Genomic DNA, 12,201 nt, shown 5'->3' with positions numbered 1-12,201 from the left:
TCCTTGCGCGTACCGCAGTAATCCGATGCATTCACCTGCTCGCCGAACATCACGAATTAAAGATCAGCAGTCCGCGTCAGGTTCATCCCAGAACGGCGGGACGAATGCGCCGTTGCGACACGCCACAACCTTCCCATCGCGGACGCTGAGCAGTTCCGGCTCATTGTCCTCATACCAGCGCTGGTAGCCGAAAAAGGACTCGTTCTTGTGGAGCCGGGCGGCCAACCAGCCGATCCGCTCGGCCACCTCGGCATGCCCGTCGGGGTGGACCTCCCAACGGCAGGTCAGCGCCCAGCGTTCGTCGGCGTGGTCATCCGCGCGCACCAGGATCGAGCAGCCGGCGCCGGGAATCTTCGAGGCCGCGTACGGCGACCCGTCCTCCCACGCCGGCTGCGGAAACTCCTTGATCACCCAGTCGCCGTTCTCATCCTGCACCGGCTCCTGCTCGTCGGGCAGCAGATCGAGGACCTCATTGACGACGATCGTCTCCTCGGTGATGTGCTCGGGCCGCGAGCCGAGGCCCAAGTGCCAGCGCAACTCGGCGAGTTCGGTCTCGGGCAGGTCGCCACGCAGGTCCATCGCGACCATGAGTTCGTGAATGTCGGCCACGGCCGTACCGTATCGAGGCGTGCCGACATCGGGCCGCCATGGCGGACCAGTGAGGATCTTCACCCGGCTTCCCGCAGCTGCAGCACGAGGATTGCCGTCGACGCAACCGGGCTTCCGCCGACGATTCTCGTCGTCAGTCGTGCTTGCGCGCTGTGAGGAGAAGGTATTCCCATTCCATCACCGTTTTCTCCGCACCGTGTAGATGGGCGCGGGCCAGTTCGGTGAGGGCCTGGTCCAGCGCGGCGACCCGGTCGGGGTCCCCGGCTATCCCTCGGTAGGCGGCGACGGTCGGGCCGTAGTTGGCCTTGAAGTAGTCAAGGAACGCGCCGGGGTGAGCGAACCGGTCGATCGTGACCGTCTGCCGGCGCGCTTCGACGTCGGTGACCGCGTCCCCGAGCAGTGCACGGACGTGACCCTCGCTGCCCCATAGCGGAGGGGGTTGCGCGCCGGGCGGAGGTGGGGGCACATACGGTTTCATCGTCGCGAACATCTGACCGATGAACCCCTCCGGCGTCCAGCTGAGCAGTCCGATCGTGCCGCCCGGACGGCAGACCCGGATCAGCTCGTTGGCGCCGGCCTGGTGGTTGGGAACGAACATGACCCCGACACAGGACAGGACCGTGTCGAACTCGCCGTCGGCGTACGGCAGGGCCTCCGCGTCGGCCTGCCGCCACTCGACCTCTGCGCCGCGCCGCGTGGCCAAGGTCCGCCCGGCCTCCAGCAGTTCCGGGGTCAGGTCGCCGGCCACCACGCTCGCCCCGGCCAGCGCGGCGGGAATGGCGGCATTCCCGGACCCGGCGGCCACGTCCAACACCCTGTCTCCGCGTCCCACCCCGCAGGCCTCGACCAGGATCGCGCCCAGATCGGGGATGATCTCGGCGGCGACCGCGGGGTAGTCACCCAGCGCCCACATGTCGCGATGCTTGGCCTTCAGGGCACGGTCGGCTTCTAGCGGGTCGCTCTGGACGGTCATCGTACTGCTCCCTCATCGTGATCTGCGGTGGACTGGAATCGACGGTAAGGAAGGACGAATTCGCTATCCAGTACACGATCTGTACCGGCATCCGGCCGAGTCCCGATCGGGGTGGCTGGCATTCGTGGCGGCTGAATCTAGACTGCGGGACATGGGCTCCTCGTACCACCAGTTCTGTCCCGTAGCCAAGGCCGTTGAACTGCTCGACGAACGCTGGACCCTGCTCGTCATCCGGGAACTGGTGTGCGGGACCGAGCGTTTCAACGAGCTGCGTCGCGGCCTGCCACGCATGTCCCCCACGCTGCTGTCCCGACGGCTGCACCAGCTCACACATGCCGGCATCGTGGAGAGGCACGTCAAGGACAACGATGTGCGATACGTCCTGACCCAGGCCGGCCACGAGCTGCGACCGGTGGTCGAGGCACTCGCAGCCTGGGGCATTCGCTGGATCGGAGAGCTGGGCGACGAGGACCTGGACCCGAAGCTGCTGCTGTGGGATATGCACCGCAACGTCGACCGGACCGCCGTTCCGGACGGGCGGACGGTCATCGAGTTCCAGTTCCCGGACGTGCCACCCAACAGTCGCCGTTGGTGGCTCGTGATCACATCTGACGAGGTCGACGTCTGCGACACAGACCCTGGCCACGCCGTGACCGTGACGGTGACCGCCGGTGTGCGCAGCATGGTCGAGGTCTGGCGCGGCAACCTGAGCTGGTCGGATGCGCTGCGCCTGCACGCGGTCGAGGTGCAGGGCCCCGAAGCGCTACGCCGTGCCGTGCCCCGATGGTTCACACTCCCCGAATGGGCCTCCGTACCCCGGCCTGCCTAGCACGCGGACGTCCGCCCTGTCAGGCCGCTTTCCTGTCGTCGGGCTTCTGCCGCGAGAGCCCTCGTCAGGGTCACATCATCGGCCCGTCCGCGGCGACCAAATCAGGCCGGACTTCGTGGGAGAGAAAGGCGCACAACTCCGGTGCGGCGACTTCACGAAGGTCTGGGCGAAAGCACTCAAGGGTGCCGGGCTTCCGTGGATCTGTTGACGACGCAACACCCTGGCGGCGATGACCGGTGCCTCGCTCAAGAAACCGATGGCGCGGATGGGCCGCTCCAGCACCAAGGCGGCGACGATCCGTCCCTTGGCGGGGCCGAGACCAACTGATCCGGCATGCGATCAAGCTTGATCCCTGCGGATGGCGAGCATGGAACGGTGTCGATGGCACGTGAAAGCCGATCTCAGGTCGACGGCTGGGCGAAGTCCTCGATGGACGCGGTCTGCAAGATCAGGCATGCTGGTTTCCCCTGTACGGAGGATCAGATGGCGATCGGGTTCACCGAGATTCTGCTCTTGCTGGTGATATGGGCCGTTCCGGCGGTGCTGGTGTTCTTCTTTCTCTACTGGGCGATCCGCCTGGCGATCAGACATGAGAAGCGGCGGGTGCCGAGTCCCCAAGAGATCCTGACTCAGGAGCGACGGGAACGTATGGCAGCGGAGCGTGCCGATCACTATCGCACCAGGCTGCGCCGGCCCGAATGAGCAAGCGCCCGAAGGCCTCTTGACCCAGAGAGTTACTTCAGATCCGAGGCGTGCGGCCGGTGGGTGGCAGGTTGGGGGCGGGGGAGGACGCCGGTGCGCAGCGGCGTCCTCCCTTGCCTGCCGTGACCTCACGCCGTGCGGATGGCGCGCCTTCCGACGAGAGACGTGACGCCGAGGGTGACGCCGATCCCGATCACGATGGTGACCGCGTAGGGCAGGGGGGCCGCTGCCTGTAGGGGATTGCCGGTTTTGACGATGGCGAAGGGCAGGACGGTGACGAACGCTCCTATGCTTCCGGCGATGGTGCTGATGGCGGTGGCCGCACCGATCTCGCGTACGAGCATTCGCTGTGTTTGGGCACCGGTCGAGCCGATGAGGGACATGACCGCGAACTCCGCGCGGCGTTGGGTGATGGAGGCGACGAGATTGTTGGTGAGGGCGATGGCCATGAATGCCGCGATCAGGGCGACGACGAAGTAGTTGATCGAGGCGAGGACCTGAGCTGTGCTGTTCGCCGTGCCGACGCTGTTCTCGATGCCTTGCATGCTGAGCGTGCCTGCGGCGACGCTGACGAAGAGGGTCAGGAAGGTCACGGTCGGTCGTACCCGGTCCGGGGCCGCGGAGAGGTTGATCGCGGCCAGGTGGGAGGGAGCGGTGGTGTGTGCTGGGCGGAAGGCATTGAGCGTGGTGTTCGCCGCGGCGACGAGTTCCGGAGCGAGGAGGCACATGCCGACGGCGACGAGTACGCAGCCGGGCCCGGTCATCGCGGTGGTGAGCACGTCGGTCGGGTCCATGGCGAGTACCGCGGCCGATGAGGCCAAGCCGGCGGCGATCATGATTGCCGCGGTGATTCGGCGCCGCCGTCCCGGATGCCGTCCCGTGCGACGGCGTGGGGGCGGAGGCGCATCGGCTACAGGGCTGCGGTGAGCCAGGGAGCGGCTGCCTATCCAGGCGGCGAGTACGCTCGTGGCCAGCACGATGAGCACGCCGAGGATCGGGAGGAGCAAGCCGGGCGCGAAGACCGAGGCCGCGTCGGTGAGCCCGGCGGAATGGATGCTCTGTGTGACGATCCAGCCGACGATGTAGCCGGTGGCCAGGCCCGGGAGCGCCGTGATGGCCGAGATGGCCGCTGTCTCGATGGCGAGCATCTGCTGCACTTGTCGGGGGCTCGCGCCGATGAGACGGATGCCCGCGATCTCCCCGGCGCGGCCGGTGAGAGCGACGCTGATCGTCGAGACCATGGCGAACAGGACGATCGCGACCGCCCAGCCGCCCATGATGAGCGGGAACTGCACCAGGAACGCGCGGTCGGCGGCGACCGTACTCTCGGCCAGCCCGGTGCCGAGCAGGCTCATCATGCCCGTCACCAGGATGGTGCCGACGAGCGTGACCAGGCCGGTGGCGATCGCGGCGGCGCGGTGATGCGCGAAAGAGCGCATGGCGATCTTGATCATCGGTTCGCCGCCGTATCGTGGGCGGCCTGTTCCGCCGATTCGACCAGGACGGCCATTCTGCCGGCGACCTGCTGCGCGGTGGGGTGAGGGAGGTGATCGACGATCCGGCCGTCGGCGAGGAAGAGGACGGCGTCGGAATAGGAGGCGGCGACCGGATCGTGGGTGACCATGATGATCGTTTGACCGTGGTCCGCGAGTTCACGCATCAATCGCAGGACTTCCCTGGCGCTGCGAATGTCGAGGGCGCCTGTGGGCTCATCGGCGAAGACGATGTCGGGGTCGGTGATCAATGCTCGCGCGACGGCGACGCGTTGCTTCTGGCCGCCTGATAGCTGATGAGGGCGGTGGCTGCCCCGGTTGCCGAGCCCCACGCGGGTGAGCAGTTCGGTTGTGCGCGCGGGTTCGGTCTTCCGGGAGTCCAGGCGCAGGGGGAGCTCGACGTTGTCGATGGTCGAGAGCGCGGGCAGGAGGTTGAACGACTGGAAGACGAATCCGACGCGGCGTCGGCGCAACTGCGCGAGCTGTGTCTGATCGAGCCCGCGAAGGTCTTGCCCGTCGAGTTCGACGGAGCCTGACGTCGGATTCTGTAGCCCGGCGGCGCAGTGCAGGAGGGTGGTCTTGCCGGACCCCGACGGTCCCATGATCGCTAAGAAGGACGACCGGGCGACATCGAGGTCGATGTTGCGCAGGGCATGGATGGGTCCGGCCTCTCCTGGATATTCGCAGCGGAGAGCGCGGATGCGCAGTACGGGTGGCGTGGGCATGGCAGTGGCATACCGGGTCATGACACCTCTCTAAAAGAGCGTTTTAAACGATCGTTTCATACGAATGTTTATTTGATACGGTAGAGCATATGAGTGCCAAGGACAAGCTGTTGCTGGCGGCGCGTGACTGTCTGCTGACCAAGGGGTACGCGCACACGACCGTGCGGGACCTGGTCGCGGCGTCGGGGGCGAACCAGGCGTCGATCAACTACCACTTCGGGTCCAAGGAGCAGCTGCTCACATTGGCCCTGCGCGATCTCAACACGGAGTGGGGTGAGCTGCTGTTCGCGGTGCTCGAGGAACCCGACGACGTCGCCGACGGGACGCGGTCCGGGCTCGGCGATCAGGAAGGCCTGTGGGGTCGGATCATCGACTCGATCCAGGCCAACCGGTCGCTGTGGTTCGTCAACTTCGAATCTGTCGCGTCCGTACGACAGGACGATGAGATCCGGGGGATGATCGTCGGCGGTCAGGAGCTTGCCAGGGCCTCGCTGGCGCGGGCGTTCGCCGGCCTCGGGCCGGATAGCGATCCGGGCGAGGTCCACGCGATCGGATCACACTACCTCGCCCTGCTCGTCGGGCTTGCCTCGCAATGGCTCACCGACCCTGAACGTGCGCCGACGGCAGAGCAGTTCGTCGCCGCCGACTTCAGCTCCGGCCATCGCCGCTGACGCTATCTCTTCGCAAGTGCGACCGCATCGCCATCGGGCCTGGAGGCAGTCGCAAGCGTTTATGCGCCGGTGAGCGCGGGAAACGATCGTTCCTCTCCCGGGAAGCGATCTTCCTCGCCTCTCCTCCGCTCCAGGCCGGGTGCGTTCGTGAACGCCTCCCATGGAGCCGTCGACCACGCTGGTCCCGCCTGCGACGACCTGGCAGGACCGATCCGCCGGTAACAGGAGGTCTTCGCCGCACGCTGCGAACCGATCGAGTGGAGGCGCAAGGGAAACATAAACCGCATTACTGACGATCAAAGGTGGACGTTACCCGAAGGGTATCTATCACTGCAGGTCAGCGGCATGATCGCGCGTCACGCCGAGCTTTCATTCTCAGTAGCAGCTCTGATCTTGCCCGTTCAAATCAGTTCCACTTTGACCAACGGGCGCGGCCGGTCTCTCCTGAACGGGGCTGGATTGCAACTGGAACTGCAACTAGGAACCGGCTGTCACGGGCAGGCTGATCTCGGTGATGCGCGCGGTCCCGATAGGGGTTCGGATCTCGTGCATGGTGATCACATCGCCTGGCTTGAGGTGCTGCCAGTGTTCGAAGGTCAGGGGAAGCAATCTCACCGACCCGCACGCACCCGGCTCCAGCGGATCACGACCTTCGACCCAGAGTCGGGCGATGCCGAGCAAGGGTTCATCCTCGGGCGTGCGAAGGCCGATGTCCCACACGGGCCGGAGCACTCCGCGGAGAGGTATGGGGCTCATGCGGCCTCCGTCCTCGGCGCTCGTGAGGCAGAGGTCGGCGCGAACGGCACCGTTGCGGGCCTCACCACATCGCCATTCGCACCAGTCGGCGTCCTCCTGAAGCCACATCAGGCGAGCGGCATCGGCCAGCAGGTTCCAGAACTCGGGCAACTGAGGATGCGCGTCGCCGAGCTCTTCGAGAAGGAGGAGGGCCGTCTCCCATTCGTCATGTTCCAGGTACTCCAGCACGTCGGCCACGCTGATGCCGGCTTCCTCGGTCCGGACGTCGACGGGACAGAGCCGGGCAGCTTTCAGAAGCGGGGAATCCTGGAGGTCCACGGAGCCCTTTTCATCCTCTCAGCCGGACAGCTCGGAAGCGGGTGATGTGGAGTTGTTTGGACCGGGCAGGATCGCCCGACGACCTGCCCGGCGGCGACCTGAATGCTCACCTCTACCGGTTCACTCGCTCTGAGCTGCGACTTCAGGATGAAAAGGTTCCACGATCTGATTGTGCCTGGCCGCGGCGGTAATCCTCAGCTCAGGCACCTCATGATCCGCGAATCCCTGAACGGCTGGTGACATGTGAAATCTCGCTTGCCGGGATCCGCGAGGCGGGAGACACTGCGGCATGCGTCCCTACGAGCAGGTCGATGAGCTCCGTCAGGCCGTCGACGAGTTGGGCGTCCGCATCTACACGGCGTTGCGCGACGGTGGTCTCGACGCCGAACCCCTCGTCGAGCCGGCCTGCCTGACGGAGGAGTGGGGCGCGTCCACTCCCATCACGCGGGAGCTCCTCGAACGCCCCGTCACCGAGTTGACGGCCGCCGACCGAGCCCGGCTGGGCGAGGCCCTTCTCGACGGGATCGGCTTCATGCCGAGCTTCGCTCTGGAACCGGGCCTGCTGGTGTCGCTGGAGGAGGCGCTCAACAAGGTGATCGTGGTCCTGACGGTTTTCCGCAAGACACAGGATGGGACGCAGGCCGCCGACGTCGACCGAGCGATCGCTGCTAAGAAGCGGTGTGAGGTAGAGCACGACCTAACCACCACGCACGTGTTCGAGAGGAGCGCATGATGGGTCACAGCCGTTGGGAGACCTACAAGGCGAAGCGTCTGCGCGAGATGGAGGCGGATGCGCAGTCCCACTCCGAGTACGAGCAGGCGGGCCGTGACCTGGAGCTTGGAGACCAGTTGCGTGAAATCCGTAAGCGCCGAGGCTTGTCTCAGAAGGTCGTAGCGGAGCGCTCCGGGATGTCCCAGCCCGCCCTGTCTCGCATCGAGGGCGGTGGTGGCATTCCGGATATAGCGACACTGCTGCGCCTTGGTGCGGCAATGGGGGTTCGGTTCCGCGTCGAGCTCGTCGTCGACGACGACACCACTGAAATCGAGCCCCTAACGGTGCATCACCGACAGCTCACGAACGCATAAGTCGCAGGCGCAACTTCGAGGCTCAGGCCGTAGGCTTCCGCGGTAGCGGTCTTCAGCCGTTAGAGGCCCGCTCGGGAGTCGCCAGCGCCAGGGGAACGAGGAAGGGCCCAGCTCTAGATCACATTCTTGAGCCGGGCCTTCGGGCGTGGAGCGGGTGACGGGAATCGAACCCGCGCTGTCAGCTTGGGAATCATCTACTGACCTTGCCGCCTTGAGCTGGGAGGACAGGGGTGCAGGTCAAGGCAGTCGAGTGACCGTGAGTCCCCGTGAGTGACCGCGGTTCCCCGCCTGTTCTGGCACGGATCTGGCACGTGATCAACGTTGCACGGGAAGCCGGACGACTGCCCTCGGGGCGGAGTGTGCTGGGGAGCCTCCCGCTGCGGACCTTTCTCGACAGGAAGAACAGGAGCGTTTCCAGGACGTGATACTTGCCGTCGCTATAACGTCCGTGTTATGAATTGGGGAGAGGTGGAACTGGAGCCAGAGGTCGATGAGTGGTTCGACACGCTTGATCAGGAGGGGCAGGAGACGGCGGCGTTCTATGTCGACCTGCTGGCCGAGCGTGGTGTCCTGCTGGATGAGCCCTACACTCGTCAGCTCCGCGGCAAGTTACGTGAGCTGCGTTTCCACCTCGACCGGGAGGCGGTACGGATCACCTACTGGATCGCACCGGGCCGGCGGATCATCATGCTGACGGTGTTCCGCAAGCAGCGGATGCGCGAGTCCGCTGAGATCGAGCGGGCGTGGCGGGCCATGCAGCGGTGTATTGCCGAGGCTCACACGGCGGATGAGGAGTGAGTGGTATGGGTGAGCGCAAGAGCTGGGGTGCCAAGCGGGCTGAGATCATGAGCCGTCCGGGGGCCGGAGCGGCGTACGAGGCCGCCAGGATCCGGTTCGAGTTGGGCGAGGCGGTACGGCTGCGTCGTGAGCAGCTCGGCCTGACCCAGAGTGAGCTGGCCGAGCGCGCGGGGTTGAAGCAACCTGCAGTGGCGCGGTTCGAGGCAGGCGGGACGATGCCGACCATCCCGATGCTGGAGCGGCTCGCGGAGGCTTTGGAGATGCGGCTGAGCGTTCAGTTCCAACCCCTGCGTGAGGCGAGCTGATCTTCCGAGGTATTTCCGGAGTCGCAGATCACCGAAGTGGGAACAGCCGAGCCGAACGACGCTGAAAACAGGGCCTAAATCGGGAATCATCCCTGAGCTGGGCCTTCAGACTTGGAGCGGGTGACGGGAATCGAACCCGCGCTGTCAGCTTGGGAAGTCTCTATCACGATTGGTCGCTGACCTGGGAAGACGCTGACCTGCGGGGGAGCGGAGTGAGTTACCGTGATTCCCCGTGAGTCCCCCTTGATCACTCTCCTGACGGGCACGCAACGGGCACGCGAAGGCATGGGAGCGTCTGCACCTTCGCCGCCCTGATGTCCGGTGGGCCGGGGTTGAGGAACGAAACTCCGGACCGTCGATCGCCCCCAGCCCTGCACGGAGATCAGCCACCGCCAGGCGATCGTAAGGGCGGTAGTCCAACGGGCCGGGTCTGGAGCTCCTCTTCCTGACGTGCGATCATCGGCTCATGACGTTGATCAGAAAGGGCCATGCCGCGTAGGCGCCCTTCGGAGGTTCGCGCACGAGGATCGGTGTGCGCAACCCACAGAGCTTCGATCCATCAGGTTCCCGGCCTCGGGCGCCGGCCCATGGCGGCGGTGATCGCGCTGGAGCACACGCGGATGCGGCCGGGCACGGTGGCCGAGGCACTGCTGGCCTGGACACAGGCGGTCGTTCCCGGCAGCGTCGCCCGGATCGGCCCCGGCTGCATATGTCCTGAGTGCTGCGGAGACGCACCACGCCAGCGGCTCGAACAGGCGCTCATCGCCTTGCCGCGCTGGGCCAAGCCGTACCTGTACGGCTTGATCCTTCCTATCGACAGGCGGTTTCTCGCCCGAACGTCGCCGAACCCGCATGCCTCGCCCGAGTGGCCGTGGTGGCAGCAGCGGCTTTGACCGTCGAGGACGGTCAGCTAGTAGGCGGCGGTGCGGCCCCGGTGCGGCGGCGAATGGTTGGGTACGGCGGCTGGGCGGTGCGGTGGGCGGCCCGTGGTCCCGCCGCCGGCCGAGACCGGCGCCCACGCCGCACGCTCGGGCGGCGTTCGGGCGGCGGGCCGTGCAGCGGCGCGCCGCGCCGCCGCCTTGATGCCTATGAGAACAATTCGGCAACGACCCGTGTGACCTACTTGTCGTGTCCCGGGACATGCTTGACACGTCAGTCCCAGGACATGGTTGACGGGTGCCGTTTTCGGCGATTCTGTCGTGCGTCGTCTGCGGGTGTCGCATGTCAGGAGGCCGGGATTGGCCCTGGTCGATTTGTCTGTTGTGGAGCAGCGTTACCGCGCGGTGCTGGCCGTGCTGGCGGGCGCGAGGGTGAGTGAGGTCGCCGCTGGGGTCGGGGTGTCGCGGCAGACGCTGCATACCTGGTTGAACCGGTATCGGGCCTCGGGCCTGGCGGGTCTGGCTGACCGCTCGCGGCGTCCGGTCTCTTCACCGTCGCAGATGAGCGGGCAGGTGGAGGTGCTGGTGTGTGAGCTGCGGCGCGAGCATCCGCGGTGGGGTCCGGTCCGGTTGGCCTATGAGGCCGAAAAGCGAGGTGCGCGGCCGGCGCCGTCGCGGATGGGGGTGTATCGGGCACTGGTGCGCCATGGCCTGATCCAGCCCAAGAGCCGGCGCAAACGCCGGGATGAGTATGTGCGCTGGGAGCGCGAGGCGCCGATGCAGCTGTGGCAGATGGACATCGTTGGCGGCGTTTTCCTGGCCGATGGCCGGGAGGCGAAGGTGGTCACCGGGATCGATGACCATTCGCGGTATTGCGTGATCGCGAAGGTGGTGGCCCGGCCGACCGGGCGGGCGGTGTGCCTGGCGTTCGCCGCCGCGATGCAGGCTTTCGGGGTGCCGGAGGAGGTGCTGACCGATAACGGCAAGCAGTTCACCGACCGGTTCGGCAAGGGCGGGGAGGTGTTGTTCGATCGGATCTGCCGAGACAACGGCATCGTGCATCGGCTGACCGAGCCCAGGTCGCCGACGACCACGGGCAAGGTCGAGCGCTTTCATCAGAGCCTGCGCCGCGAGCTGCTCGATGACGCGGTGCCGTTCGCCGACCTGGCCGCGGCGCAGGTGGCGGTGGATGCCTGGGTGGTCGAATACAACACGGTCCGCCCTCATCAGGGGTTGGCGATGGCTCATCCGGCGGATCGGTTCGCGGCCCGATCCGGGCCGGGTGAGGAACTGCTGGGGTTGCGGCTGCCGGCGACGCTGGGGGTGGCAGGTCCTCAGCCCCTCGTCGGTGAGAGCGCATCTGCTGCGACATCGGTGGTGGTGGCCGATGGGGAGGGCTTCGCCCAGCATCAGCAGGAGGTGATCTGCGCTGAGCCGGAAGGGGGGCGGTGGTCGGGTGGGCCGGTGGAGTTCGACCGAGTGGTGCCGGCCAGCGGGAACATGTTCGTGGCCGGTCGGCAGGTGTGGCTGGGCCCGGATCGTGCTGGGGTCACGGTGACGTTCTGGGCCGATGTCGAGGTGATCCATCTGCTGGTGGCCGGGGTGCGGATCAAGAGCTTGCGGTCGCATCTGTCGTTGGCCGATGTGGCCAGGCTGGCCGCTCGGGGAGGGCGTGCGGCCGGGCCGGCGCCGTTGCCGTCGGCTGAGGCGGGCAGCGCGGTGGAGGTGGATCGGATCGTTGGCAAAGCGGGCACGGTGAGCCTGGCCGGGCGGGTGGTGCTGGCGGCGGAGATTCTCAACGGCCGGCGGGTGAGTGTGCGGATCGAGGAGCACACGTTGATGTTCTTTGATCCGGTCACCCGCGAGTTGTTGCGTGCTCGGCCCAACCCGCTCAGCGGGGAGCAGGTGCGTCGTCTGCGTGATGCTCGCCCTGCCGGGCCGCCGCCGCGCCCGTCGGTGGAGCCGGTGAGGGTGCAGCGGGTGGCCAGCAACAGCGGCGTCATCATGGTGGTCGGTCAGAAGGTCGCCCTGGGTCGTGTTCATGCCCGCGCGATCGTC

The 12,201-nt window shown here is 66.5% G+C and carries 13 protein-coding genes and 1 pseudogene; 9 read left to right on the top strand and 5 right to left on the bottom strand.

Features of this window, described 5'->3' with window-relative positions:
• Positions 1–63: 63 nt before the first annotated feature.
• Both ACFQVD_RS27225 and ACFQVD_RS27220 read right to left on the bottom strand, forming a co-directional pair.
• A complete protein-coding gene (locus ACFQVD_RS27225) occupies positions 64–609 on the bottom strand; it encodes a hypothetical protein (RefSeq protein WP_386272378.1) in 546 nt (181 codons plus the stop codon).
• A gap of 133 nt (positions 610–742) precedes the next feature.
• Positions 743–1,582, bottom strand: a complete 840-nt coding sequence (locus ACFQVD_RS27220) for a class I SAM-dependent methyltransferase (protein ID WP_343976116.1) — start codon at positions 1,580–1,582, stop codon at positions 743–745.
• 151 nt (positions 1,583–1,733) lie between these two features.
• Between ACFQVD_RS27220 and ACFQVD_RS27215 the strand changes: the two genes are divergently transcribed.
• Both ACFQVD_RS27215 and ACFQVD_RS27210 read left to right on the top strand, forming a co-directional pair.
• A complete protein-coding gene (locus tag ACFQVD_RS27215; protein WP_343976119.1) occupies positions 1,734–2,411 on the top strand; it encodes a winged helix-turn-helix transcriptional regulator in 678 nt (225 codons plus the stop codon).
• 375 nt (positions 2,412–2,786) lie between these two features.
• Positions 2,787–3,113: a hypothetical protein gene (locus tag ACFQVD_RS27210; RefSeq protein WP_343976122.1), complete on the top strand. Its 327-nt coding sequence runs from the start codon at positions 2,787–2,789 to the stop codon at positions 3,111–3,113.
• A gap of 128 nt (positions 3,114–3,241) precedes the next feature.
• Here the strand turns inward: ACFQVD_RS27210 and ACFQVD_RS27205 are convergent, their stop codons facing one another.
• Together ACFQVD_RS27205 and ACFQVD_RS27200 are read right to left on the bottom strand one after the other, a co-directional pair.
• Positions 3,242–4,567 (bottom strand): ABC transporter permease, encoded by a 1,326-nt coding sequence (locus tag ACFQVD_RS27205; RefSeq protein ID WP_343976125.1) that lies wholly within the window; start codon positions 4,565–4,567, stop codon positions 3,242–3,244.
• On the bottom strand, positions 4,564–5,352 hold the full coding sequence (locus ACFQVD_RS27200; RefSeq protein ID WP_343976128.1) for an ABC transporter ATP-binding protein: 789 nt from the start codon (positions 5,350–5,352) through the stop codon (positions 4,564–4,566). The genes ACFQVD_RS27205 and ACFQVD_RS27200 overlap by 4 nt, the downstream gene beginning before the upstream one ends.
• Positions 5,353–5,420: 68 nt before the next feature.
• Between ACFQVD_RS27200 and ACFQVD_RS27195 the strand changes: the two genes are divergently transcribed.
• Complete coding sequence (locus ACFQVD_RS27195) at positions 5,421–6,002, top strand: TetR/AcrR family transcriptional regulator (RefSeq protein ID WP_343976131.1); 582 nt, start codon at positions 5,421–5,423, stop codon at positions 6,000–6,002.
• Between the two features lie 477 nt (positions 6,003–6,479).
• Here the strand turns inward: ACFQVD_RS27195 and ACFQVD_RS27190 are convergent, their stop codons facing one another.
• A complete protein-coding gene (locus ACFQVD_RS27190; protein ID WP_343976134.1) occupies positions 6,480–7,076 on the bottom strand; it encodes a hypothetical protein in 597 nt (198 codons plus the stop codon).
• A gap of 289 nt (positions 7,077–7,365) precedes the next feature.
• Between ACFQVD_RS27190 and ACFQVD_RS27185 the strand changes: the two genes are divergently transcribed.
• The 6 genes and pseudogenes from ACFQVD_RS27185 to ACFQVD_RS27160 all read left to right on the top strand — a co-directional run.
• Positions 7,366–7,809 carry a hypothetical protein gene (locus ACFQVD_RS27185; RefSeq protein WP_343976138.1) on the top strand — a complete coding sequence of 148 codons (444 nt, stop codon included), beginning with the start codon at positions 7,366–7,368 and terminating at the stop codon, positions 7,807–7,809.
• On the top strand, positions 7,806–8,162 hold the full coding sequence (locus ACFQVD_RS27180) for a helix-turn-helix domain-containing protein (protein ID WP_386272371.1): 357 nt from the start codon (positions 7,806–7,808) through the stop codon (positions 8,160–8,162). Before ACFQVD_RS27185 ends, ACFQVD_RS27180 begins: the two co-directional genes overlap by 4 nt.
• 453 nt (positions 8,163–8,615) lie before the next feature.
• On the top strand, positions 8,616–8,960 hold the full coding sequence (locus tag ACFQVD_RS27175; RefSeq protein WP_343976144.1) for a type II toxin-antitoxin system RelE/ParE family toxin: 345 nt from the start codon (positions 8,616–8,618) through the stop codon (positions 8,958–8,960).
• Positions 8,961–8,965: 5 nt separating this feature from the next.
• Complete coding sequence (locus ACFQVD_RS27170; protein ID WP_343976147.1) at positions 8,966–9,265, top strand: helix-turn-helix domain-containing protein; 300 nt, start codon at positions 8,966–8,968, stop codon at positions 9,263–9,265.
• Between the two features lie 587 nt (positions 9,266–9,852).
• On the top strand, positions 9,853–10,158 hold the full coding sequence (locus ACFQVD_RS27165) for a hypothetical protein (RefSeq protein ID WP_343976150.1): 306 nt from the start codon (positions 9,853–9,855) through the stop codon (positions 10,156–10,158).
• Between the two features lie 360 nt (positions 10,159–10,518).
• Positions 10,519–11,406 (top strand): annotated as a pseudogene (locus tag ACFQVD_RS27160) (IS481 family transposase); the annotation flags it as partial.
• Between the last annotated feature and the right edge of the window lie 795 nt (positions 11,407–12,201).

The sequence above is a fragment of the Streptosporangium amethystogenes subsp. fukuiense genome (assembly GCF_042665875.1).
In the GTDB taxonomy this organism is placed as follows: domain Bacteria; phylum Actinomycetota; class Actinomycetes; order Streptosporangiales; family Streptosporangiaceae; genus Streptosporangium; species Streptosporangium fukuiense.
Note: the sequence above shows the minus strand (reverse complement) of the source record. Positions and strands in the feature narration are given on the sequence as shown.